This is a genomic window from Pseudomonas linyingensis (genome assembly GCF_900109175.1).
GTDB lineage: Bacteria > Pseudomonadota > Gammaproteobacteria > Pseudomonadales > Pseudomonadaceae > Geopseudomonas > Geopseudomonas linyingensis.
On the sequence record NZ_FNZE01000014.1, the window covers coordinates 65,836 to 88,726 of the forward strand.

Consider the following 22,891-nt stretch of genomic DNA (forward strand, 5'->3'; position numbering starts at 1 on the left):
TGTCTGCCCGGCCGCAGGCGCGGCCGGACATCCGTTCCGGAGTCCGCGTCATGCCCCACTCGTCCCGCCCCAGCGATCTGCTGCAGCCCGAAGCCTTCCTCCCGCGGCATCTCGGCCCGGATGCCGCGGAGCAGCGTGCCATGCTCGACGCCCTGGGCGTCGCTTCCCGCGCCGAACTGATCGAGCAGACCGTGCCGCCGGCCATCCGCCTGGACGGCCCGCTGGCCTTGCCGCCGGCGCTGGACGAGCAGGCCGCGCTGGCGCGCCTGCGTGGCTATGCCGAGCAGAACGAGTGCTGGACCAGCCTGATCGGCATGGGCTACTACGCCACCCACACCCCGCCGGTGATCCTGCGCAACGTGCTGGAGAACCCTGGCTGGTACACCGCCTACACGCCCTACCAGCCGGAGATCTCCCAAGGGCGCCTGGAGGCTTTGCTCAACTTCCAGCAACTGACCTGCGACCTCACCGGCCTCGACCTGGCCGGCGCCTCGCTGCTCGACGAGGCCACCGCCGCCGCCGAGGCGATGGCCATGGCCCGGCGAGTGGCGAAGAGCGCCAGTCAGCGCTTCTTCGTCGACGAGAACTGCCATCCGCAGACCATTTCGGTGCTGCAGACCCGTGCCAGCGGCTTCGGCTTCGAGCTGGTGATCGATGCGCCGGAGAAGCTCGGCGAGCATGAGGTGTTCGGCGCCCTGCTGCAGTATCCCGACAGCCACGGCGAGATCCGCGATCTACGCCCGCTGATCGCCCAGCTGCATGCCCAGCAGGCGCTGGCCTGCGTCGCTAGCGACCTGCTCGCCCTGGTGCTGCTGACCCCGCCGGGCGAGCTGGGCGCCGACGTGGTGCTCGGCAGCGCTCAGCGCTTCGGCGTGCCGATGGGCTACGGCGGCCCGCACGCCGCCTTCTTCGCCACCCGCGATGCGTTCAAGCGCGCCATGCCTGGGCGCCTGATCGGCGTATCCAGGGACGCCCGCGGCAACGTCGCGCTGCGCATGGCCCTGCAGACCCGCGAGCAGCACATCCGCCGCGAGAAGGCCAACTCCAATATCTGCACGTCCCAGGCGCTGCTGGCCAACATGGCCGGCTTCTACGCCGTCTATCACGGTCCGCAGGGCCTGCGGCGCATCGCCGGCCGGGTGCAGCGGCTGACCGCGATCCTCGCCCGGGTCCTCGAGCAGGGCGGCATCCGGCGCCTCAACCGGCAGTTCTTCGACACCCTGACCCTGGAGGTCGGCGGCGCCCAGCAGGCGATCCTCGCCAGCGCCCATGACGCGCGGATCAACCTGCGCATCCTCGGCCACGGCCGGGTCGGCCTCAGCCTCGACGAGACCTGCAGTCTGGACACCGTAGCGCGCCTGGCGCAGATCTTCCTCGGCGCCGACCACGGCTTCGACCTGGCCGGGCTGGCCGACGATGCCGGGCTGGCCGGCGGCATTCCCGCCGCGCTGGCGCGCACCTCGGATTTCCTCAGTCATCCGGTATTCAACAGCCACCACAGCGAGACCGAGATGCTGCGCTACCTGCGCCAGCTGGAAGGCCGCGACCTGGCGCTCAATCAGGCGATGATCCCGCTCGGGTCCTGCACCATGAAGCTCAACGCCGTCAGCGAGATGCTGCCGGTCAGCTGGCCGCAGTTCGCCAGCCTGCATCCCTTCGTGCCGCGCGAGCAGGCGCGCGGCTACCGGCTGCTACTCGACGAGCTGGAGCAGTGGCTGTGCGCCATCACCGGCTTCGATGCCATCAGCCTGCAGCCCAACTCCGGCGCCCAGGGCGAATACGCCGGACTGCTGGCGATCCACCAGTACCACGCCAGCCGCGGCGAGGCGCGCCGCGACGTCTGCCTGATACCGGCTTCGGCCCACGGTACCAACCCGGCCTCGGCGCAGATGGCCGGCATGCAGGTGGTGGTGGTCGACTGCGACAGCCAGGGCAACGTCGATCTCGCCGACCTCAAGCGCAAGGCGGCCGAGGCCGGCGAGCGGCTGTCCTGCCTGATGATCACCTATCCGTCGACCCACGGCGTGTACGAGGAGGGCATCCGCAAGATCTGCGCGGCGGTGCATGCCCACGGCGGCCAAGTGTATATGGACGGCGCTAACATGAACGCGCAGGTCGGCCTGACCCGCCCGGCCGACATCGGCGCCGACGTGGCGCACCTCAACCTGCACAAGACCTTCTGCATTCCCCACGGCGGTGGCGGGCCGGGCATGGGGCCGATCGGGGTGAAGGCGCACCTGGCGCCCTTCCTCGCCAACCACCCGGTGGTCGAGCTGGACGGGCCGCTGGCGCAGAACACCGCCGTCAGCGCCGCGCCCTGGGGCAGCGCGAGCATCCTGCCGATCAGCTGGATGTACATCGCCATGATGGGGCCGCAGCTGCGCGAGGCCACCGAGGTGGCGATCCTCAACGCCAACTACCTGGCTACCCGTCTTGCGGCGGCCTATCCGGTGCTCTACAGCGGGCGCAACGGCCGGGTGGCCCACGAGTGCATCCTCGACCTGCGCCCGCTCAAGGCGGCCAGCGGGATCAGCGAAGAGGATGTCGCCAAGCGCCTGATGGACTACGGCTTCCATGCGCCGACGATGTCTTTCCCGGTGCCCGGCACGCTGATGGTCGAGCCGACCGAGAGCGAGTCGAAGGCCGAGCTGGACCGCTTCGTCGACGCCATGCTGGGCATCCGCGCCGAGATCGCCCGCATCGAGGCCGGCGAGTGGCCGGCGGACGACAATCCGCTCAAGCAGGCGCCGCACACCCTGGCCGACGTCACCAGCGAGTGGACGCGGCCCTACAGCCTCGCCGAGGCGGTGACCCCCAGCACGCACACCCGGGCGTTCAAGTACTGGCCGGCGGTCAACCGGATCGACAACGTCTACGGCGACCGCCACCTGTTCTGCGCCTGCGTGCCGGTGGAGGCGTATCGGGAGTGAGGTGCGGGGGCGTGAGCGAAAAAGCCGTCGCTTGCGACGGCTTTTTGGTGTGCGGCGGCCCGGAACTCAGCGTGGCGCGCCGCTCTGGGCGTTGACGAGCATGGCGCTGGCCAGTTCCTCGTCGCTGGCCTTGAGGCCGGGGTGGTCGCGGCGGATCTGCTGCAGCGCGGCCTCCAGGTAGGCGCCGCGGATGCTGCCGCCGCTGGCGACGAAGCTGGAGGCGTCGTCCTCGGCGGCGAGCACCAGCTTCTCGTCCTTGAAGGTGGAATACAGCGAGGCGGAAACCCCCGCGGAGGTGGCAACCTCTCCCCAGCCGATATTCACGTCGTGCCCGCGATGGTCGGCCAGGGCGCTGGCGGCAGGCAGGATGACAAGGGACGTGACAAGCAGGGTACGGCGCATGATGGACTCCTCTGAAACACCGGGACGGCGTGTCTCCTCAGAGGGGAAGGGCGGCGGTGAGTTCCCGGCGGCGGGTGCCGCTCATCGGCTGTGGAGCGCGCGCCGCGGAGAGCGGAAAACGCCGGCCCGAAAACGCCAAAGGGCTAGGTGAAAATCACCTAACCCTTTGATTTATATGGTGGGCCCAGCAGGACTTGAACCTGCGACCAAGCGATTATGAGTCGCCTGCTCTGACCAACTGAGCTATAGGCCCGCTATCGAACCCCGGCTGGGCGGGGCAGTTCCTTGCGGTGAGGCCGGCGGGCGTCCTCTGCATGCCTGCCGTGCGCGCGAAGGCGTGCCAGCAGGGCGCGGCGATTATAGCGGGGCCTGCGCGCCAACGCCAACGGCTTGCCGGAGCTTGAGGAACTTGCTGGCGAACTCCGCGGCCGGCAGCGGCTTGCTCAGCACGTAGCCCTGGATCTGCTGGCAGCCCTCGAAGGCGAGGAAACGCTCCTGCGACTTGGTTTCCACGCCCTCGGCAATCACCGTCAGCTGCATGCTGCGACCGAGGGCGATGATGGCGCGGGTGATGGCGGCGTCCTCGGGGTCGTCCGGCAGGCCGGCGATGAACGACTGGTCGATCTTCAGGATGTCGATGGGCAGGCGCTTGAGGTAGCTCAGCGAGGAGTAGCCGGTGCCGAAGTCGTCGATCGCCAGCTGCAGGCCGAGTTCCTTGAGGGCCTGGAGGATGGGCAGGGCTTCCTCCTTCTGACTCATGACGAAGGTCTCGGTGATTTCCAGCTGCAGGTTGCCGGGTGCCAGGCCGGCAGCGGCGAGCAACTCGCTGATCCGCCCGACCAGCTGCGGCTGGCGCAGTTGCGCGCCGGCCAGGTTGACCGCCAGCGGGCCGAATGGCGCAAAGTCCTTCTGCCAGCAGCTCAGCTGCCGGCAGGCTTCCTGCAGAACCCAGTCGCCCAGCTCGAGGATGCTGCCGTTTTCCTCGGCTAGGGCGACGAAGCGCTCCGGCGGCACGTCGCCGTGCAGCGGATGCCGCCAGCGCAGCAGCGCTTCGGCACCTACCAGCAGACCGCTGCTCAGGCACTGCTTGGGCTGGTAGTAGAGGTGCAGCTCGCCGCGTTCGGCGGCGCGGCGCAGGTCGTTTTCCAGGGCCATGCGCTCGGTGGCCAGGGAGCTCAGGTCGGCGGTGTAGAACTCGATGCGGTTGCGCCCGCGCGCCTTGGCCTTGTACATCGCGCTGTCGGCGTTCTTCACCAGGGTGGCGACATCCTCGCCATGTTCGGGAAACAGGCTGATGCCCATGCTCGAGCTCATGAAGAACTCGTGGCCGCCAGCGTTGAACGGGGTGCCGAAGGCGCTCATCAGCTTGTTGGCGACCCGCTCGACGTCGCTGGTCTGCTGCAGGGTGGGCATCAGCACGATGAATTCGTCACCGCCGAGGCGCGCCACGGTGTCGATCTCGCGCAACTGTTCGCGCAGGCGCTTGGCGATGCCCTGCAGCAGCAGGTCGCCGACCGGGTGGCCGAGACTGTCGTTGATGTGCTTGAAGCGGTCGAGGTCGAGGAACAGCACGGCGCCGCGGCGCTGCTCGGCCTGCGCCTCGTCGAGCGCCTGCTGCAGGCGGTTCTCGAACAGCAGGCGGTTGGGCAGGCCGGTCAGCGGGTCGTGGTGGGCCTGGTAGTCGAGACGCGCCTGGGCGTGCTTGAGGCTGGTGATGTCGGCGAAGACCGCGACATGGTGGGAAATCCGGTTGCCGCCATTGCGCACCGCGCTGATGGTCATCCACGCCGGATAGGATTCGCCGTTCTTGCGCCGGTTCCAGATCTCGCCCTGCCAGTGGCCGTCGCGCGCGATGCTGGCGCCGATCTCCTCGTCGAACTCTGCGCCGTGCTGTCCGGAAGCGAGCAGCTGCGGAGTCTGGCCGAGGGCCTCGCCTTCGCTGTAGCCGGTGATGGCGCTGAAGGCGCGGTTGATGGCCACGATGCGCTGCTCGAGGTCGGTGATCATCACTCCTTCGGCGGTGCTCTCGAACACGGTGGCGGCCTGCAGCAGGCGCTCCTGCATCTGCATGCGTTCGCTGACATCGTGGGCGATGATCAGCACGCAGTCCTCGCCGTCGATCTGCAGCGCCTGGGCGCTGAGCTCGCACAGGCGCTGCTGGCCGTCGCGGGTGCGTATGTAGGTGGGCATGTGCTGCACGCTGCCGTCTTGTTCGAGGGTGCGCAGCAGACGCTGGCGGTCGGCCGGGTCGACCCACAGCTCCAGCTCGAGGGCGGTGTGATTGAGCGCCTCGCTCGGGCTGTAGCCAGTGATCTGGGTGAAGCCGGGGTTGGCCTCGAGCAGCCGGCCATCGCACAGACGGGTGATGCTCAGGGCGTCGGGAGAGGCGTAGAACACTTTGGCGAATTTTTCCTCGCTGCTGTGCAGCTGCTGGCGGGCCTGCTGCAGGTCGGCAAGGTCGCGCAGCACCACGATGGCCGCCGGCTGGCCGTCCAGCTCGATGCGCCGCGCCGAGAGCAGGCCGGTGAATGCCTGCTTGCCGTGGCGGAGCAGGCTGACCTCGATGTTCTGCAGGTCGTGCTCCTGCAGCTGCTGGAGCACCTGCAGGCCCTGTTCGTGGCGGTGCCAGAAGCCCAGCTCGCTGGTGGTGCGTCCGCACACGGCGTCGGCGCTCAGCCCGGCGGCCTGCTCGAAGGCCCGGTTGGCGGTGAGGATGCGCCCGCTGTCGCGTTCGAGCAGCAGCATGATGTCGGGACTGTTGTGGAACGCCGAGCTGAATCTCTGCTCGGACCGGCGCAGGGCCTGCTCGACCTGCTTGCTCTGGCCAATGTCGATGCACAGCCCCTGGAGCAGAGTGTCGTCGCCGCTGCGCAGGCGCTGGACGATGGTCAGCACCCAGACCAGGCGGCCGTCGGCGGCGATCAGGCGGTGTTCGTGACGGGCTGGGTCGCCGTCACCCTGCAGAAAGGTGAGGGTGGCCGCGGCATCCGCCGGGTACAGGGTGCGGCTGCAGAAGTCCGCTTCCAGCCAGGCAGCGGTAGGATAGCCGAGCAGCGCTTCGGCCTGCGCCGAGATACGGGTGAAGCGCAGGTCGCTCAGGCGCAGTTCCCAGCTGACCAGCGGCAGCTGCGCCATCAGGCTGTGGTAGTGCTCCGCGGCGCTGCGCAGGCTGTGCTCGAGCGTGGCGAGGCGCTGGCTGCGCCGCCGGCGCAGTCGCCAGCCCCACAGCAGCAGGCCGAGGGTCGGCAGGCCCAGCAGGAGGATGAGGTGGTGGGGCGATGCTAGCCACTCGTTCGGGATCCATCCCGGCACGGCGGCTTGGCTACAGGCGGGAAACAGTGCCAGGCAGAGTCCCGACAAGGCCAACAGGCGCGACATGGCGATCCCTCGGTTGCGCGTTCATCGACCAAGTGTAGAGGCTCGGCCTGAACGGCGCGCAAGAAAAAACCCCGGGCCTTGCGGCGCCGGGGTTTCTTTCCTTGCGTCAGCCTTACTCGTCGAGGAACGAGCGCAGGTGTTCGCTGCGGGTCGGATGGCGCAGCTTGCGCAGCGCCTTGGCCTCGATCTGGCGGATGCGCTCGCGGGTCACGTCGAACTGCTTGCCGACTTCCTCGAGGGTATGGTCGGTATTCATGTCGATGCCGAAACGCATGCGCAGTACCTTGGCTTCCCGGGCGGTGAGACCGGCGAGCACTTCGCGGGTGGCTTCCTTGAGGCTCTCCACAGTCGCCACGTCGATCGGCGACTGCATGCTGGAGTCCTCGATGAAGTCGCCCAGATGCGAGTCTTCGTCGTCGCCGATCGGGGTTTCCATGGAGATCGGTTCCTTGGCGATCTTCAATACCTTGCGGATCTTGTCCTCGGGCATTTCCATGCGCTCGCCCAGCTCTTCCGGAGTCGGCTCGCGGCCCATCTCCTGGAGCATCTGGCGGGAGATGCGGTTGAGCTTGTTGATCGTCTCGATCATGTGCACCGGGATGCGGATGGTGCGCGCCTGGTCGGCGATCGAGCGGGTGATCGCCTGGCGGATCCACCAGGTGGCGTAGGTCGAGAACTTGTAGCCGCGGCGGTATTCGAACTTGTCCACCGCCTTCATCAGGCCGATGTTGCCTTCCTGGATCAGGTCGAGGAACTGCAGGCCACGGTTGGTGTACTTCTTGGCGATGGAGATCACCAGGCGCAGGTTGGCCTCGACCATTTCCTTCTTGGCGCGGCGGGCCTTGGCCTCGCCGATGGACATCTGGCGGTTGATGTCCTTGATCTCGGCGACGGTCAGGCCGACCTCGTTCTCGAGATCGACCAGCACCTGCTGGTTGCGCTGGATGTCGGCCTGCAGGCGGGCGATGGCCTCGGCATACTTGGCCTTGCCGCCGGCCAGCGCGGCGGACCAGTTCAGGTCGACCTCGTTGCCGGGGAACAGCTTGAGGAAGTCGGCACGCGGCATGCGCGCATCGCGGACGCACAGCTGCATGATCGCGCGTTCCTGCTGGCGCACGCGGTCGAGGGCGCCGCGGACCATCTCCACCAGCACGTCGAACTGCTTGGGCACCAGCTTGATCGGCATGAACAGCTCGGCGAGGGCTACCAGCTCGGCGCTTGCCTGCGTGCTGCCGCGACCGTACTTCTTCAGGGCCTTGTGGGCCACCGCCAGCTGCTCGGCCACCGCGGTGAAGCGGCGCAGCGCCTCTTCCGGATCGGGGCCGCCGTCGCCTTCTTCTTCGGTGCTGTCGGACTTCTCCTTGTCTTCGTCCTCGTCCTCGTCCTCGACGGCTTCCTTGGCGGCTGGCGTCGGCGTCGGCACGGCTTCGCTCTCCGCCGGCAGGGTGCCGTCGTCGGGGTCGATGTAGCCGCTGAGGATGTCGGACAGACGGCCACCTTCGCTGGTGACGCGCTGGTATTCGGCGAGGATGCTTTCCACCGAACCGGGGAACTGGGCGATGGCGCTCATCACCTCGCGGATGCCTTCCTCGATGCGCTTGGCGATTTCGATCTCGCCTTCGCGGGTCAGCAGCTCCACGGTACCCATTTCGCGCATGTACATGCGCACCGGGTCGGTGGTGCGACCGATGTCGCTTTCCACCGCGGCCAGGGCCGCAGCGGCCTCCTCGGCGGCAGCTTCGTCGGTGTCACCTTCGGCGAGCAGCAGGGCATCCGCATCCGGAGCTGTCTCGAATACGTTGATCCCCATGTCGTTGATCATGCGGATGATGTCTTCCACCTGCTCCGGATCGGAAATATCTTCCGGCAGGTGGTCGTTGACCTCGGCGTAAGTCAGGTAACCCTGCTCACGACCACGGGCGATCAGCTCTTTGAGGCGGGACTGCTGTTGCGCTTTTACGGACATGGTCACCCTATCCACTGAAGGTCTTGGCGGGCTGAAAATAAGCCGAGCATTATAATCGATCCGGGGCCTCAGGTACCAGCGGGACCCGGGGACGCAGGGATTTCGCTCCGGCTCAGAAGCGCACGCAGGCGGAGTTTTTCCTCTGCACTGAGTTCGCTGTGCCGCGCTTTGCGCAACAAGCCTTCGAGGCTGCGCTCACGCTGACGGTCTGCCAAGGTAGTTATAGTGTCGAAAAACTGTTGTTCAAGGTTGTCCTGACGGATCAGCCATTCCTTTTCCGCTAGACCACGCAGCAGGCGTCCTTGTTCCGTGCCGTGCCAGCGAGCGATCAGTTGCAGCGAGTTCTGCTGCGGGTGCTTCTGCAGCGATTCCAGCAGCGCCACCAGCAGCTGGGTGTAGGTGTCGTCTTCGGCGGCAAAATGCCCGGCATCCTCGACCTTCTGCGCCAGTTGCGGATGGTGCAGCAAGGTGCGCAAGGCGCTCAGAGTCGGCGGCTCGACGCCGGCGCCGGCACCGCTGCGCGGTGGCGGCATCGAGGGCGGCTCGCGGCGCTGTCCGGCCTTCCTGCCTTTCCAGTTGTCGCCGTCCTGCCATGGTTTCTTGCCCTGCTGCTTGCGGCCCTGGCCGGCTGGCCAGTCGTCGCGCTCGCCCGGATAGGGCGGATAGCTCGGGCTGTAGTCGTCATGAGACGGTGCGAAGTCCGTCGGCGGCACGTCACTGGTCGGCGCGCTCGCCAGCTGGCCGAGCATTTCGCTGCCGAGGCCGGTGATTTCGCCCAGGCGCTGGCGCATCAGGGCGCGCAGGTTGGCGCCGGGCAACTGGTCGAGCAGCGGCGCGGCGAGGGTGGCCAGGTGGGCCTTGCCCTCTAGGGTGGCGGGGTCGGCTTCTTCCATCAGGTGGCGGAAGAAGTAGTCGGCCAGCGGCTGGGCCTGCTGGCTGATGCGCGCGCGGAAGGCGTCGGGGCCTTCCTTGCGCACCAGGCTGTCCGGGTCCTCGCCCTCGGGGAGGAACAGGAAGCGCGCCCGGCGGCCATCCTGCAGGCTCGGCAGGCAGGCCTCCAGTGCCCGCCAGGCGGCCTTGCGGCCGGCCTGGTCACCGTCGAAGCAGAACAGGATGTTCGGCACCAGGCGGAACAGGCGCTTGATGTGTTCCTCGCTGGTGGCGGTGCCGAGGGTCGCGACGGCGTTGCGCAGGCCTTGCTGGGCCAGGGCGATGACGTCCATGTAGCCTTCGACCACCATGATCTCGTCGAGGTCGCGGTTGTTCTTGCGGGCCTCGTACAGGCCGTACAGTTCCTGGCCCTTGTGGAACACCGGGGTTTCCGGCGAGTTGAGGTACTTGGGCTTGTCGTCGCCGAGTACCCGGCCGCCGAAGGCGATCACCCGGCCGCGGCTGTCGCGGATGGGGAACATCACCCGGTCGCGGAAGCGGTCGTAGCGCCGGCCCTCGGCGTTCTCGATCAGCAGGCCGGCGTCGATCATCGCCTTCTCTTGCAGGCTGTCGCCACCCAGGTGCTTCATCAGGTTGTCCCAGCCGGGCGGGGCGAAGCCGAGGCCGAAGTCGCGGGCGATCACCCCGGACAGGCCGCGGCCCTTGAGGTAGTCGACGGCCGCCTGGCGCGCCGGATGGCTCTTCAGGGCGTGGCGGTAGAAGTCGGCGGCGGCGCTGAGCAGCGGGTACAGCGGCGAATCGACCGGCTGGCGCGGCTTCTGTCCGGGGCGGCTGTCTTCGCGCTGGACCTCGAGGCCGGCGCGCTTGGCCAGTTCCTCGACCGCCTCGGGGAAGTCGAGGTGGTCATGGTCCATGACGAAGCCGAGGGCGTTGCCGCCGGCGCCGCAGCCGAAGCAGTAGTAGAACTGCTTGTCCGGGCTGACGGTGAACGAGGGGGTCTTTTCCTGGTGGAACGGGCAGCAGGCGCTGTAGTTCTTGCCGGTCTTCTTCAGCTGCACGCGCGAACCCACCACCTCGACGATGTCGGTGCGGTTCAGCAGGTCGTCGATGAAGCGCTGTGGGATCAGGCCGGCCATGGGCTGCTCGTGTGCATGCTGTTCAGCATGGCTGCCGCCCGCCTGAAAAGCCAGGCGGCCGCCGGGAATGCCGAAAACTCCGACCCTTGCGCGGGCAAGGCGGAGTGGCGGGTGGTGCGGCAGGTCGCCGGTCAGGTTCGCGGATCAGGCGAGCTTTGCGGGGGCCTGCAAAGCAAACACCCGGCCAAGGCCGGGTGCTGTGCAAGACGCTACTGCCTGAGGGTTAACTCAGTACAGGCGCTCGCGACGACGCTGTTCGCGCTGCACTTTCTTGGCGTGGCGCTTCACGGCAGCCGCGGCCTTGCGCTTGCGCTCGGCGGTGGGCTTTTCGTAAAACTCGCGGCTACGCACTTCGGCCAGTACACCGGCTTTTTCGCAGGAGCGCTTGAAACGACGCAGAGCTACGTCGAAGGGTTCGTTCTCTTTAACTTTGACGGCTGGCATCCAGGTCGTACCTTCACTGATTACCGATTATGAATGGTGCAATCCTGCAAAAGGCTTGGGCCGCACCGGTTTTCAAGGGTTGCGGATATTAACCCCTTGGCTGTTGGAATGCAAAGCCTCCTGTGGCAAAAGCCGCCGACCGGTGGTCCGCGCTCGGCCGGCAAGCTTGGTATCGGCGGGCTGGCCCGCTTATCATGCGCGGTTTAGCGAACGATCACGGCAAGGCGGGGCAACTTCCCAATGCGAGTACTGGGCCTGGAAACTTCCTGCGACGAAACCGGCGTCGCCCTGTACGACAGCGAGCGCGGCCTGCTGGCCGACGCCCTGTTCAGTCAGATCGACCTGCACCGGGTCTATGGCGGCGTGGTGCCCGAGCTGGCCTCGCGCGACCACGTCAAGCGCATGCTGCCGCTGATTCGACAGGTGCTGGACGAGTCCGCCTGCAGTTTCGCCGATATCGACGCGGTGGCCTATACCGCCGGGCCGGGCCTGGTCGGCGCGCTGCTGGTCGGCGCCTCCTGCGCCCAGGCCATGGCGCTGGCCTGGGGGGTGCCGGCGGTCGGCGTGCACCATATGGAAGGTCACCTGCTGGCGCCGATGCTCGAGGAGAGCCCGCCGGAGTTTCCGTTCGTCGCCTTGCTGGTGTCCGGCGGACATACCCAGCTGGTGCGCGTGGATGGCATCGGCGAGTACCAGCTGCTCGGCGAGTCGCTGGACGACGCCGCAGGCGAGGCCTTCGACAAGACCGCCAAGCTGATCGGCCTCAACTACCCGGGCGGTCCGGAAATTGCCCGTCTCGCCGAGCGTGGCACGCCGGGGCGCTTCGTCTTCCCGCGGCCGATGACCGATCGTCCGGGGCTGGAGTTCAGCTTCAGCGGCCTGAAGACCTTCGCCCTCAACACCTGGAGGCAGTGCGAGCGCGAGGGCGGCGATCTCGAGCAGGCGCGCTGCGATGTCGCTCTGGCCTTCCAGCAGGCGGTGGTGGAGACTCTGACCATCAAGTGCCGGCGGGCGCTCAAGCAGACCGGCCTCAAGCGCCTGGTGATCGCCGGCGGGGTGAGCGCCAACCAGGCGCTGCGCCAGTCGCTGGAGAAGATGCTTGGCGAGCTGCGTGGCCAGGTGTTCTACGCCCGGCCACACTTCTGCACCGACAATGGCGCCATGATCGCCTACGCGGGCTGTCAGCGCCTGCTGGCCGGTCAGCACGACGGTCCGGCGATCGGCGTGCAGCCGCGCTGGTCGATGGAGGCGCTGCCGGCGCTGCAGGCGGCACCGTAATTCCAGGACTCGGCAGGCTCAGAAGTGCCGTTCGCGGCCGGCGTAGAGATCGCACAGGTTGCTGCGGTGGCGCCAGACGATCAGCGCAGCGAGCAGGGTGATCGGCAGCAGCAGTGAAGGCTGTTGCCAGGCCAGCAAGGGTAGGGTCAGCGGGGTGGCGACCAGCGCCGCCAGCGAGCTGATGCGGGTCAGGGCGAAGGTTAGCAGCCAGGCCGCGAGCGCCAGCAGGGCGGCCGGCCAGTACAGGCCGAGCAGCAGGCCGGCGGCAGTGGCGACGCCCTTGCCGCCGCGGAAGTGGAAGTACAGCGGGTAGAGGTGGCCGCAGACGGCCGCCAGACCGATCCAGCCCTGCTGGGCTGGCGGCAGCTCGAAGTGACGGGCCAGCAGTACCGGCAGCAGGCCCTTGAGCAGGTCGCCGAGCAGGGTGAGCAGGGCGGCCTTGCGTCCGGCCAGGCGCAGCATGTTGGTGGCGCCGGGGTTGCCTGAGCCGGCCAGGCGCGGGTCGCCGGTGCCGAACCAGCGGCCAAGCAGCACGGCGAACGACAGCGAGCCGAGCAGGTAGGCAACGATTGCCAGCAGCCAGGGCATGATCGATTCCGGGGGCGTCAAAGCCTCGATTCTAACTACGCGTCGCGCGCTTGTCGTGACGCGAAAGAGGGTAGCGTGGACATAGTCTTCATCGACGGGCTGGAGGTCGACACCGTGATCGGCGTGTACGACTGGGAGCGCGGCATTCGCCAGTGCCTGACCCTGGACCTGCAGCTGGGCTGGGATATCCGCCCGGCGGCGGCCAGCGACGACCTGGGCGCCGCCCTCGACTATGCGGCGGTCAGCGCGCGGGTACAAGCCTTCGCCGCGGCCAGCCAGTTCCAGCTGGTGGAAACCTTCGCCGAACGGCTGGCTGCCCTGCTGATGGCCGAGTTCGGCATCCGCTGGCTGCGCCTGCGCCTGACCAAGCCCGGCGCGGTGCCGGCGGCGCGTGGCGGCGTTGGCGTGGAGATCGAGCGCGGATGTCGCTGATCACGGTATTTCTCGGCCTGGGCAGCAATGTCCGCCGCCACGAGCATCTGACCGCCGGACTGGACGCCCTGGACGGGTTCCTCGTCGACCTGCGCTGTTCCCCGGTGTTCGAGAGCGAACCGGTGGGTATCCGCAGCGGACCCTTCTACAACCTCGCGGTGATGGCGCAGACCGACCTGCCGCTGGCCGAGCTGGATCGCCGGCTCAAGGCCATCGAGGCGGATAACGGCCGCTACGCTCCCGACCGTCAGGGCCTGCCGCTGGATATCGACGTGCTGCTGTACGACGACCTGGTTGGCGACTTCGACGGCCTGCAGCTGCCACGCGCGGAGATCCTGCGCAACGCCTTCGTGCTCTGGCCGCTGGCCCTGCTGGCGCCGGAGCTGCGTCATCCCGCCGAGGGCCGCAGCTTCGCCGCCCTGTGGCAGGCGGCGCGCATCGAGCAGAAGCTGTGGCCGGCGTCGTTCGTCTGGCGCGGCAGCGAACTGACACCGCCCGACCTGCGCACGGCTTTCCCGGCGCCGCAGGGCTCCTGAGGCCGTAGGAGCCACAGGTCTTTTTCACCCTCATGGGCGGGGTGAATAATCGCTGGGCCCTACTGCGCCGCCCGCGTCCTGGCTTCCTCGCGAAACGCCTTCAGGGCACTCAGTCGTGCGCGCTTGAGCGCCTCGCCCAACTCTGCGCCCTGGAGGCCCTGCTCCAGCAGCGCCTGCACGCCGACGCCGCGGGCCACGGCCGCCGCCGCGCGTAGGTAGTCGGCCTGCGGATAGGGCTGGCGCTCGCAGCCGAGGCGGCCGCGCGCATCCATCTCGCTGGCGGCGATGAAGGCTTCGAAACGCTCCGGTCGCCGGTACAGATCGAAATGCTGGAACAGCTCGGCCAGGGTCTGCGCGCGCAGCTCCAGGGCGCGGTGCGCGTGGGTGTGGTACTCGCCGACCAGCAGGGCCAGCTCGGCGCAGTCGCGCGGCGCCTTGCAGCGGGTGTTGACCGCCTCGATCAGGCGCAGGCCGCGCTGCTCGTGAGCGATGTGTCGTGGCCACTCCTGCAGGTCGGTCAGCCCCTTGCCCAGATCGTGCAGCAGGCACGCCCAGCGCACGGCCAGCGGCTGGTCGTGCTCGGCGCACTGGCGCAGGGTCATCAGCACGTGCTCGCCGGTGTCGATCTCCGGGTGATGCAGGGCCGGCTGCGGTACGCCGAACAGCGCCTGTACCTCCGGCAGCAGCTGCTGCAGGGCGCCGCAATCGCGTAGCACCTGGACGAACACCTCCGGGCGCGGCTCCATCAGCGCGCGGGCGATTTCCTTCCACACCCGCTCGGCGGTCAGCTCGGTCAGTTCGCCGGAGGCGGCGATCTCGGCCATCAGCGCCAGGGTCTCCTCGGCCACGCGAAAGCCCAGCGGCGCGTAGCGCGCGGCGAAGCGGGCGACCCGCAGCACGCGCAGCGGGTCCTCGGCGAAGGCCGGCGAGACGTGGCGCAGCAGGCGCAGGGCGAGGTCGTGCTGGCCGCCGTAGGGATCGATCAGGCGACCCTCGGCGTCCTCGGCGATGGCGTTGATGGTCAGGTCGCGGCGGATCAGGTCTTCCTCGAGAGTGACCTCGGGGCTGGCGTAGAAGGTGAAGCCGCCGTAGCCGCGTCCGCTCTTGCGCTCGGTGCGCGCCAGGGCGTACTCCTCGCCGCTCTGCGGGTGGAGGAATACCGGAAAGTCGGCGCCGACTGGGCGGTAGCCCTGGGCGATGAGCTCTTCGGCGCGGGCGCCGACCACCACCCAGTCGGTTTCCGTGACGGCGCGGCCGAGCAGGCGGTCGCGCACGGCGCCGCCCACCTTGTAGATCTGCATGACGTGTCCTGCGAGCAGCATGGGATTGGCGCAGAGGATAGCGCGCCGCCGCGCTCAGAGCGACGGCGGCGGCGCACCGGGTGCGGGGCGGTTCTCAGACCGGGCGGGCGATCAGGTCGAAGTGGCTGGCCTCCGCCTCGCGTTCGCGGCGCGGCGGCATGTGCTGCACGGCCACGCGCTGCTCGCCCTGCATGCTTTCCAGGTGCACATCGAAGCCCCACAGACGGTGCAGGTGCCTGAGCACATCTTCGGTGGAGCTGCCCAGCGGTTTGCGCTCGTGCTGGAAGTGGCGCAGGGTCAGCGAGCGGTCGCCACGGCGGTCGACGTTCCAGATCTGCACGTTCGGCTCGCGATTGCCGAGGTTGTACTGCGCAGCCAGATGATCGCGGATGATCCGGTAGCCGTTGTCGTCATGGATGGCGTCGACCAGCAGCTCGTCCTGCTGGTCGTCGTCGCGGATGCTGAACAGGCGGAACTCGCGGATCAGTCGCGGCGAGAGGAACTGCTGGATGAAGCTTTCGTCCTTGAAGTTCTGCATGGCGAACTTGAGGGTGGCCAGCCAGTCGCTGCCGGCAATGTCGGGGAACCAGCGGCGATCCTCCTCGGTCGGATCCTCGCAGATGCGGCGGATGTCGCGGTACATGGCGAAGCCCAGCGCATAGGGGTTGATGCCGTTGTAGTAGGGGCTGTCGAACGGCGGCTGGTAGACCACGCTGGTGTGGTACTGGAGGAACTCCATCATGAAGCCGTCGGTGACCAGGCCCTCATCGTACAGGTCGTTGAGCAGGGTGTAGTGCCAGAAGGTGGCCCAGCCCTCGTTCATCACCTGGGTCTGCCGCTGCGGGTAGAAGTACTGGGCGATCTTGCGCACGATGCGCACCACCTCGCGCTGCCAGGGCTCCAGCAGCGGCGCGTGCTTCTCGATGAAGTAGAGGATGTTTTCCTGCGGTTCGGCGGGGAAGCGCTTGCCGTCGTCCTCGCGGCCCTTGCCGGCGCCCTTGGGGATGGTCCGCCACAGGTCGTTGACCTGCTGCTGCAGCTGCTCCTCGCGATCCTTCTGGCGGCGGCGCTCCTCCTCGGCAGAGATCGGGTAGGGCCGCTTGTAGCGGTCGACGCCGTAGTTCATCAGCGCATGGCAGGAGTCGAGCAGGTCTTCCACCGCGTCGATGCCGTGGCGCTCCTCGCACTTGTCGATGTACTGCTTGGCGAACACCAGGTAGTCGATGATCGAGCGGGCATCGGTCCAGCTGCGGAACAGGTAGTTGCCCTTGAAGAAGCTGTTGTGCCCGTAGCAGGCGTGCGCCACCACCAGCGCCTGCATGCACAGGGTATTTTCTTCCATGAGGTAGGCGATGCACGGGTCGGAGTTGATCACGATCTCGTAGGCCAGGCCCATCTGGCCGCGCTTGTAGCCCTTCTCGGTGCTAAGGAAGTGCTTGCCGTAAGACCAGTGGTGGTAGCCGATCGGCATGCCCACCGAGGCGTAGGCATCCATCATCTGCTCGGCACTGATCACCTCAATCTGGTTGGGGTAGGTATCCAGCGCGTAGCGCTCGGCCAGGCGGGCGATCTCGCGGTCGTAGGTACGGATCAGGTCGAAGGTCCATTCCGAGCCGGTGGACAGGGGCTGGCCTTTCTTGGCGCGAGGGCTCATGCAGCGACCCTCCTCTGGAACAGTTCGCGGAACACCGGGTAGATGTCGGCGGCGGAGACGATCTGCTGCTGGGCGAAGCTGTCGGGGAAGGCCTCGCTGACCTGCTCGTACTCGTGCCACAGCGCCTGGTGCTCGCGCGGGGTGATCTCGACATAGCTGAAGTACTGGACGAACGGCATGATCTGGCGCATCAGGATGTCGCGGCAGACCGGAGAGTCGTCGTTCCAGTTGTCGCCGTCCGAGGCCTGGGCGGCGTAGATGTTCCATTCGTTGACCGGGTAGCGTTCGGCCAGCACTTCCTGCATCAGCTTGAGGGCGCTGGAGACGATGGTGCCGCCGGTTTCCCGCGAGTAGAAAAACTCCTGCTCGTCGACCTCCTTGGCGCTGGTGTGGTGGCGGATGAACACCACCTCGATCTTGTCGTAGCTGCGCTTGAGGAACAGGTAGAGGAGGATGAAGAAGCGCTTGGCGATGTCCTTGGTGGCCTGGGTCATCGAGCCGGAGACGTCCATCAGGCAGAACATCACCGCCTTGGAGGTCGGGTTGGGCTGCTTGACCAGCAGGTTGTACTTGAGGTCGAAGGTGTCGAGGAACGGCAGGCGCTCGATGCGCGCGCGCAGTCCGGCGATCTGTTCTTCCACTTCGCGGATATCGCTGAAGTTGTCCGGCTCCTCGCGCTTGAGGCGTTCCAGTTCGGCCTTCAGCTCGCGCAGGTGGTTGCGGCTGGAGCCGGACAGGGCGATGCGGCGGGCATGGGCCGAGCGCAGGGTACGCACGATGTTCAGCCGCGCGGGGGTGCCCTCGCTGCTGATGCCGGCGCGCACGGTCTTGAAGCTGTCCATGCCGGTCAGATGCTTCTTCACCAGGTTGGGCAGGGCCAAGTCCTCGAACATGAAGTCGAGGAATTCTTCCTGGGTGATCTGGAAGACGAAGTCGTCCTCGCCCTCGCCGGAGTTGCTGGCCTTGCCCTGGCCGGAACCGCCGCCACCGCCGCCGGAGGGCCGCGGGATGCGCTCGCCGGCGGTGAACTCCTTGTTGCCGGGGTGGATGATGGTCTGCCGGCCGCCGCGGCCATGGTGCAGCACCGGCTCGTCGATGTCGCGCGAGGGGATGCTGATCTGCTCGCCGTGCTCCATGTCGGTGATCGAGCGCCGGCTGACGGCCTCCTCCACCGCCTTCTTGATGTGGTCGCGGTACCGTCGCAGGAAGCGCTGGCGGTTCACCGTGCTCTTGTTCTTGCCGTTCAGTCGTCGGTCGATGACGTAACTCATGGCGTGCTCCGGTGCGGGCTGGAGGCCGGAGGAGCAGCCCGGAGCGTGACAACCCCCGCGTGGCGCTCCGGACTGGATCTTTCCCTAGAGTACTACTGCGACTTGCGCACGCGCAGATACCATTCGGCGAGCAGGCGCACCTGTTTCTCGGTGTAGCCGCGCTCGACCATGCGCCGCACGAAGTCGTTGTGTTTCTGCTGCTCGTCCTTGCTGCCCTTGGCGTTGAAGCTGATGACCGGCAGCAGCTCCTCGGTGTTGGAGAACATCTTCTTCTCGATCACCGCGCGCAGCTTCTCGTAGCTGAGCCAGCTGGGGTTCTTTCCGTTGTTGTTGGCCCGCGCGCGCAGCACGAAGTTGACGATCTCGTTGCGGAAGTCCTTCGGATTGCTGATGCCGGCCGGCTTCTCGATCTTCTCCAACTCCTCGTTGAGCGAGCCGCGGTTGAGGATCTCGCCGGTCTCCGGGTCGCGGTACTCCTGGTCCTGGATCCAGAAGTCGGCGTACAGCACGTAGCGGTCGAAGATGTTCTGCCCGTACTCGCTGTAGGACTCCAGGTAGGCGGTCTGGATTTCCTTGCCGATGAACTCGACGTAGCGCGGCGCCAGGTATTCCTTGAGGAAGCGCAGATAGCGCTCGCGGGTTTCCGCCGGGAACTGTTCCTGCTCGATCTGCTGTTCGAGCACGTAGAGCAGGTGCACCGGGTTGGCCGCCACCTCGTGGGGGTCGAAGTTGAACACCTTGGAGAGGATCTTGAAGGCGAAGCGGGTCGACAGGCCGTTCATGCCTTCGTCGACACCGGCACTGTCGCGGTACTCCTGGATCGACTTGGCCTTGGGATCGGTGTCCTTGAGGTTCTCGCCGTCGTACACCCGCATCTTCGAGTAGATGTTGGAGTTTTCCGGCTCCTTCAGGCGGCTCAGTACGGTGAACTGGGCGAGCATCTTCAGGGTGTCCGGGGCGCAGTGGGCCTGGGCCAGCGAGCTGTTGACCAGCAGCTTGTCGTAGATCTTGATCTCGTCGGTGACGCGCAGGCAGTAGGGCACCTTGACGATGTAGATGCGGTCGATGAACGCTTCGTTGTTCTTGTTGTTGCGGAAGCTGTGCCACTCGGCCTCGTTGGAGTGGGCGAGTAGGATGCCGCTGTAGGGAATCGCGCCGAGGCCTTCGGTGCTGTTGTAGTTGCCTTCCTGGGTGGCGGTCAGCAGCGGGTGCAGCACCTTGATCGGCGCCTTGAACATCTCGACGAACTCCATGATGCCCTGGTTGGCGCGGCACAACGCGCCGGAGTAGCTGTAGGCATCCGGGTCGTTCTGCGGGAACTCCTCGAGCTTGCGGATATCGACCTTGCCGACCAGGGCGGAGATGTCCTGGTTGTTCTCGTCACCCGGCTCGGTCTTGGCGATGGCGATCTGGTTGAGGATCGACGGGTACAGCTTGACCACGCGGAACTGGCTGATGTCGCCGCCGAACTCGGTGAGGCGCTTGGCCGCCCACGGCGACATGATCGAGCTCAGGTAGCGCTGCGGGATGCCGTAGTCTTCCTCGAGGATGGCGCCGTCCTCGTCCGGGTTGAACAGGCCGAGCGGCGACTCGAACACCGGCGAACCCTTGATGGCGTAGAAGGGGATGTGTTCCATCAGGTGCTTGAGCTTCTCGGCCAGCGACGACTTGCCGCCGCCCACCGGGCCCAGCAGGTAGAGGATCTGCTTCTTCTCCTCCAGGCCCTGGGCGGCGTGGCGGAAGTAGGAGACGATCTGGTCGATGCACTCTTCCATGCCGTGGAAGTCGGCAAAGGCCGGATAGCGGCGGATCACCTTGTTGGAGAAGATTCGCGACAGTCGCGAGTCGGTGGAGGTATCCACCAGCTGCGCCTCGCCGATGGCCTTGAGCATGCGCTCGGCCGCACTGGCGTAGGTCAGCGGATCCTGCTTGCACAGGTCGAGATACTCCTGCAGGGAGTATTCCTCCTGGCGCGTAGTTTCGTAGCGTTGTTGGAAATGGCTGAAAATGCTCATCACGTCACCTCGCACGATGCCTTAACCGGACGCGGGCCTCGGGCGGGCATTGAGCAGACCGGTGTGTGGCACCGACCCGCCTGACCCCTCTCTCGACCCCCAATGGTCGTACTACCTGCCTGGAAGCCGGTGGTCCGGCTTTCCTTTTTGCAAATCGCTTGAGATGAGCATAGACCTGCTTGGCGGCGAGCGCAGCAGGAAAATCGGCTGAGGAGTGAGCGGAAGGGCGAGCGGTTCAGTCGTCCTGGCCGCGGGCGACCTCGTCCGGGTAGTGACGATTCCACAGCTCGAAACCGCCATCGAGGCTGTAGACGTCGCTGAACCCCTGGTGGGCGAGGTAGGCCGCGGCACTCTGGCTGGAGTTGCCGTGGTAGCAGACCACCAGCAGTGGTGCGTCGAGGTCGGCGCTGGCGATGAAGTCGGCCAGCGAGTGGTTGTCCAGGTGGCGTGCGCCGCGGATGTGGCCGTTGGCGAAGCTGTGCGGGTCGCGGATGTCGACCACCGCGGCGCCATCCAGACGCAGGTTGTGGGCGCTGACGGGATCGATGCGCTTGAATTCGCTCATGGTTGCTCCTTTTGGCAACTGCAGGTGTGGCGCTCGCCGCTGTCGACGTTGAGCAGCGTCAGGCTGGCCCCCCACACGCAGCCGGAATCCAACGCCTCGATGCCGGGCTCGCTGCAGCGGCCCTGCAGGGCGGCCCAGTGCCCGAAGATGATCTTCTGTCCGCGGGTCTTGCGGTTGAGGTGGCTGAACCAGGGGGCATAGCCGCTCGGTGCGCTGTCCAGGCCTTCCTTGCTCTTCAGGTCGAGACGACCGTCGGCAGTGCAGAAGCGCATGCGGGTGAAGTAGTTGGTGATGGTCCGCAACCGAGTGACCCCGCGCAGCTCGCTGCTCCACTTGTTCGGCTCGTTGCCGTACATGCCGTCGAGGAACAGTGGCAGGCGGGTCTCGTCGCGCAGGGCTTCCTCGACCTCGGCCGCGCGCTTGCGCGCCTTCTTCAGGGTCCACTGCGGCGGGATGCCGGCATGCACCAGGGTGATCTGCCGCTGCTGGTCATGATGCAGCAGCGGCAGGTGGCTCAGCCAGTCGAGCAGCTCGTCGCGATCCGGCGCGTCGAGGATTTCGCGCAGGGTATCGCCCTTCTTCAGTCGCTCGGCGTTGTGCGCCACGGCCAGCAGGTGCAGGTCGTGATTGCCGAGCACGCTGGTCACCGATTCGCGCATGGCAAACAGGAAGCGCAGGGTTTCCAGCGACTGTGGGCCGCGGTTGACCAGATCGCCGACCAGCCACAGGTGGTCGCGAGCCGGATCGAAGGCCACCCGATCGAGCAGGCACTTGAGCGGCTGCAGGCAGCCCTGGACGTCGCCGACGGCATACAGCGCCATCAGTGCAGGGCTCCGGGCACCGCCAGGCGGAATGGCTGGATCGGCGCGGCGAAGCCGTGGCCGTCGCCGGCCTGCATGCCGAAGCTGCCATGCATGCTGCCGACCGGGGTGGCCAGCACGCAGCCGCTGGTGTAGGTGTGGCTCTGTCCGGGCTGCAGCAGCGGCTGCTCGCCGACCACGCCGGGACCGCGGACCTCCTGCACCTTGGCGTTGCCGTCGGTGATGATCCAGTGCCGGGTCAGCAGCTTGGCGGCCAGCAGCCCGCTGTTGCGGATGGTCACCGTGTAGGCGAAGGCGTAGCGCTCCTGGTCCGGCAGCGACTGCTCGGGCAGGTGGCGAGTGACGACGCTGACGTCGATCTGGTAGCGCGGGTCCGGTGTGGTCATTGTTGTGGCGGCTTCGGGCGGCATGACATAAAAGCTTAGCGATTCACTCGGGTGCTGTCTGCAGGGCCAGCTGGTCGGCCAGGCGCACGAAGGCGGCCAGATCCAGCTGTTCCGGACGCAGGCTGCCATCCACGCCGGCGGCCTCGATGGCCTGGGCGTCGAGCAGCTGCTTGAGGGTGTTGCGCAGGGTCTTGCGCCGCTGGTTGAAGGCTTCGCGCACCACGCGCTCGAGCAGGCGATGATCCTTGGCCGGGTGCGGCAGCACCGCGTGCGGCACCAGGCGGACGATGGCCGATTCGACCTTGGGCGGGGGGTTGAAGGCGCCCGGGCCGACGTTGAACAGGTGCTCGACCCGGCAGTGGTACTGCACCATGATCGACAGCCGCCCCCAGTCGCCACCGCCCGGCGTGGCGGCCAGGCGCTCGACCACCTCCTTCTGCAGCATGAAGTGCATGTCCTCGATGATCGCGGCATGCTCGAGCAGGTGGAAGATCAGCGGCGTGGAGATGTTGTAGGGCAGGTTGCCGACCACGCGCAGCTTGTTGCCGTCCGCCACCAGGCTGTTGAAGTCGAACTTCAGCGCATCGCCGGCGTTGAGGGTGAAGTTCGGATCGATGCCGAAGCGCATCTGCAGCAGGGGCAGCAGGTCCTTGTCCAGCTCGATCACGTCCAGCTTGGCGCCGCTGCCGAGCAGACCCTCGGTAAGGGCGCCCTGACCGGGGCCGATTTCCACCACGTGCTCGCCCGAGCGGGCATGGATGGCGCGCAGGATGCGGTGGATGACGCCGGCATCGTGCAGGAAGTTCTGGCCGAAGCGCTTGCGGGCGCGGTGTTGGTACAGCTCGGACATCGGGGGACTCCAGGCCTGGAGCGGCAAGCGTCACGCTTGAACCCAGG

The 22,891-nt window shown here is 67.0% G+C and carries 18 protein-coding genes and 1 tRNA gene; 4 read left to right on the top strand and 15 right to left on the bottom strand.

Features of this window, described 5'->3' with window-relative positions; all coding sequences use genetic code 11:
* Positions 1 to 50 precede the first annotated feature (50 nt).
* Positions 51 to 2,930: an aminomethyl-transferring glycine dehydrogenase gene (gene gcvP, locus BMZ19_RS16490; RefSeq protein ID WP_090312676.1), complete on the top strand. Its 2,880-nt coding sequence runs from the start codon at positions 51 to 53 to the stop codon at positions 2,928 to 2,930.
* Between the two features lie 66 nt (positions 2,931 to 2,996).
* On the opposite strand, the gene BMZ19_RS16495 is transcribed toward gcvP, so the two are convergent.
* The 6 genes from BMZ19_RS16495 to rpsU form a co-directional block, all read right to left on the bottom strand.
* On the bottom strand, positions 2,997 to 3,332 hold the full coding sequence (locus BMZ19_RS16495) for a DUF2388 domain-containing protein (protein WP_090312677.1): 336 nt from the start codon (positions 3,330 to 3,332) through the stop codon (positions 2,997 to 2,999).
* 176 nt (positions 3,333 to 3,508) lie between these two features.
* Positions 3,509 to 3,585, bottom strand: a tRNA-Ile gene (locus BMZ19_RS16500).
* 104 nt (positions 3,586 to 3,689) lie between these two features.
* Positions 3,690 to 6,710 (bottom strand): bifunctional diguanylate cyclase/phosphodiesterase, encoded by a 3,021-nt coding sequence (locus tag BMZ19_RS16505; RefSeq protein ID WP_090312678.1) that lies wholly within the window; start codon positions 6,708 to 6,710, stop codon positions 3,690 to 3,692.
* A gap of 112 nt (positions 6,711 to 6,822) precedes the next feature.
* Positions 6,823 to 8,676, bottom strand: coding sequence for an RNA polymerase sigma factor RpoD (gene rpoD / locus BMZ19_RS16510; RefSeq protein ID WP_090312679.1), 1,854 nt, complete (start codon positions 8,674 to 8,676; stop codon positions 6,823 to 6,825).
* 68 nt (positions 8,677 to 8,744) lie between these two features.
* Positions 8,745 to 10,703, bottom strand: a complete 1,959-nt coding sequence (dnaG, locus tag BMZ19_RS16515; protein WP_090312680.1) for a DNA primase — start codon at positions 10,701 to 10,703, stop codon at positions 8,745 to 8,747.
* Between the two features lie 228 nt (positions 10,704 to 10,931).
* Positions 10,932 to 11,147, bottom strand: a complete 216-nt coding sequence (gene rpsU, locus BMZ19_RS16520) for a 30S ribosomal protein S21 (RefSeq protein ID WP_003085057.1) — start codon at positions 11,145 to 11,147, stop codon at positions 10,932 to 10,934.
* A gap of 240 nt (positions 11,148 to 11,387) precedes the next feature.
* Here rpsU and tsaD point away from each other — a divergent pair, with 240 nt between their 5' ends.
* A complete protein-coding gene (gene tsaD / locus BMZ19_RS16525) occupies positions 11,388 to 12,425 on the top strand; it encodes a tRNA (adenosine(37)-N6)-threonylcarbamoyltransferase complex transferase subunit TsaD (RefSeq protein ID WP_090312681.1) in 1,038 nt (345 codons plus the stop codon).
* Between the two features lie 18 nt (positions 12,426 to 12,443).
* On the opposite strand, the gene plsY is transcribed toward tsaD, so the two are convergent.
* Entirely contained in the window at positions 12,444 to 13,013 is a 570-nt protein-coding gene (gene plsY, locus BMZ19_RS16530) for a glycerol-3-phosphate 1-O-acyltransferase PlsY (RefSeq protein ID WP_090312682.1), read from the bottom strand.
* A gap of 75 nt (positions 13,014 to 13,088) precedes the next feature.
* On the opposite strand from plsY, the gene folB reads away from it, so the two are divergent.
* Positions 13,089 to 13,445 (top strand): dihydroneopterin aldolase, encoded by a 357-nt coding sequence (gene folB, locus BMZ19_RS16535; protein ID WP_090312683.1) that lies wholly within the window; start codon positions 13,089 to 13,091, stop codon positions 13,443 to 13,445.
* Complete coding sequence (folK, locus tag BMZ19_RS16540; RefSeq protein ID WP_090312684.1) at positions 13,436 to 13,981, top strand: 2-amino-4-hydroxy-6-hydroxymethyldihydropteridine diphosphokinase; 546 nt, start codon at positions 13,436 to 13,438, stop codon at positions 13,979 to 13,981. Before folB ends, folK begins: the two co-directional genes overlap by 10 nt.
* Positions 13,982 to 14,040: 59 nt before the next feature.
* On the opposite strand, the gene BMZ19_RS16545 is transcribed toward folK, so the two are convergent.
* From BMZ19_RS16545 to rsmA, 8 genes are all read right to left on the bottom strand, one after another.
* Positions 14,041 to 15,282, bottom strand: coding sequence for a multifunctional CCA addition/repair protein (locus BMZ19_RS16545; RefSeq protein ID WP_090312685.1), 1,242 nt, complete (start codon positions 15,280 to 15,282; stop codon positions 14,041 to 14,043).
* Between the two features lie 94 nt (positions 15,283 to 15,376).
* Positions 15,377 to 16,936, bottom strand: coding sequence for a SpoVR family protein (locus tag BMZ19_RS16550; protein ID WP_090312686.1), 1,560 nt, complete (start codon positions 16,934 to 16,936; stop codon positions 15,377 to 15,379).
* The gene (locus BMZ19_RS16555; protein ID WP_090312687.1) at positions 16,933 to 18,207 is read right to left on the bottom strand and encodes a YeaH/YhbH family protein; all 1,275 of its coding nucleotides are present in this window, start codon (positions 18,205 to 18,207) and stop codon (positions 16,933 to 16,935) included. The genes BMZ19_RS16550 and BMZ19_RS16555 overlap by 4 nt, the downstream gene beginning before the upstream one ends.
* 92 nt (positions 18,208 to 18,299) lie before the next feature.
* Positions 18,300 to 20,222 carry a PrkA family serine protein kinase gene (locus BMZ19_RS16560; RefSeq protein WP_090312688.1) on the bottom strand — a complete coding sequence of 641 codons (1,923 nt, stop codon included), beginning with the start codon at positions 20,220 to 20,222 and terminating at the stop codon, positions 18,300 to 18,302.
* A gap of 235 nt (positions 20,223 to 20,457) precedes the next feature.
* Complete coding sequence (glpE, locus tag BMZ19_RS16565; RefSeq protein ID WP_090312689.1) at positions 20,458 to 20,787, bottom strand: thiosulfate sulfurtransferase GlpE; 330 nt, start codon at positions 20,785 to 20,787, stop codon at positions 20,458 to 20,460.
* Positions 20,784 to 21,608 carry a symmetrical bis(5'-nucleosyl)-tetraphosphatase gene (locus BMZ19_RS16570; protein WP_090312690.1) on the bottom strand — a complete coding sequence of 275 codons (825 nt, stop codon included), beginning with the start codon at positions 21,606 to 21,608 and terminating at the stop codon, positions 20,784 to 20,786. The genes glpE and BMZ19_RS16570 overlap by 4 nt, the downstream gene beginning before the upstream one ends.
* Positions 21,608 to 21,994, bottom strand: a complete 387-nt coding sequence (gene apaG, locus BMZ19_RS16575; RefSeq protein ID WP_090312691.1) for a Co2+/Mg2+ efflux protein ApaG — start codon at positions 21,992 to 21,994, stop codon at positions 21,608 to 21,610. Before apaG ends, BMZ19_RS16570 begins: the two co-directional genes overlap by 1 nt.
* 43 nt (positions 21,995 to 22,037) lie before the next feature.
* Positions 22,038 to 22,844 carry a 16S rRNA (adenine(1518)-N(6)/adenine(1519)-N(6))-dimethyltransferase RsmA gene (gene rsmA / locus BMZ19_RS16580; protein ID WP_090312692.1) on the bottom strand — a complete coding sequence of 269 codons (807 nt, stop codon included), beginning with the start codon at positions 22,842 to 22,844 and terminating at the stop codon, positions 22,038 to 22,040.
* Positions 22,845 to 22,891 lie beyond the last annotated feature (47 nt).

What these genes read in the sequence shown, in the direction of transcription:
- gcvP (WP_090312676.1), top strand. Translation starts at nt 51, where the DNA reads ATGCCCCACTCGTCCCGCCCCAGCGATCTGCTGCAGCCCGAAGCCTTC.
- BMZ19_RS16495 (WP_090312677.1), bottom strand. Translation starts at nt 3,332, where the DNA reads ATGCGCCGTACCCTGCTTGTCACGTCCCTTGTCATCCTGCCTGCCGCC.
- BMZ19_RS16505 (WP_090312678.1), bottom strand. Translation starts at nt 6,710, where the DNA reads ATGTCGCGCCTGTTGGCCTTGTCGGGACTCTGCCTGGCACTGTTTCCC.
- rpoD (WP_090312679.1), bottom strand. Translation starts at nt 8,676, where the DNA reads ATGTCCGTAAAAGCGCAACAGCAGTCCCGCCTCAAAGAGCTGATCGCC.
- dnaG (WP_090312680.1), bottom strand. Translation starts at nt 10,703, where the DNA reads ATGGCCGGCCTGATCCCACAGCGCTTCATCGACGACCTGCTGAACCGC.
- rpsU (WP_003085057.1), bottom strand. Translation starts at nt 11,147, where the DNA reads ATGCCAGCCGTCAAAGTTAAAGAGAACGAACCCTTCGACGTAGCTCTG.
- tsaD (WP_090312681.1), top strand. Translation starts at nt 11,388, where the DNA reads ATGCGAGTACTGGGCCTGGAAACTTCCTGCGACGAAACCGGCGTCGCC.
- plsY (WP_090312682.1), bottom strand. Translation starts at nt 13,013, where the DNA reads ATGCCCTGGCTGCTGGCAATCGTTGCCTACCTGCTCGGCTCGCTGTCG.
- folK (WP_090312684.1), top strand. Translation starts at nt 13,436, where the DNA reads ATGTCGCTGATCACGGTATTTCTCGGCCTGGGCAGCAATGTCCGCCGC.
- BMZ19_RS16545 (WP_090312685.1), bottom strand. Translation starts at nt 15,282, where the DNA reads ATGCAGATCTACAAGGTGGGCGGCGCCGTGCGCGACCGCCTGCTCGGC.
- BMZ19_RS16550 (WP_090312686.1), bottom strand. Translation starts at nt 16,936, where the DNA reads ATGAGCCCTCGCGCCAAGAAAGGCCAGCCCCTGTCCACCGGCTCGGAA.
- BMZ19_RS16555 (WP_090312687.1), bottom strand. Translation starts at nt 18,207, where the DNA reads ATGAGTTACGTCATCGACCGACGACTGAACGGCAAGAACAAGAGCACG.
- BMZ19_RS16560 (WP_090312688.1), bottom strand. Translation starts at nt 20,222, where the DNA reads ATGAGCATTTTCAGCCATTTCCAACAACGCTACGAAACTACGCGCCAG.
- glpE (WP_090312689.1), bottom strand. Translation starts at nt 20,787, where the DNA reads ATGAGCGAATTCAAGCGCATCGATCCCGTCAGCGCCCACAACCTGCGT.
- BMZ19_RS16570 (WP_090312690.1), bottom strand. Translation starts at nt 21,608, where the DNA reads ATGGCGCTGTATGCCGTCGGCGACGTCCAGGGCTGCCTGCAGCCGCTC.
- apaG (WP_090312691.1), bottom strand. Translation starts at nt 21,994, where the DNA reads ATGACCACACCGGACCCGCGCTACCAGATCGACGTCAGCGTCGTCACT.
- rsmA (WP_090312692.1), bottom strand. Translation starts at nt 22,844, where the DNA reads ATGTCCGAGCTGTACCAACACCGCGCCCGCAAGCGCTTCGGCCAGAAC.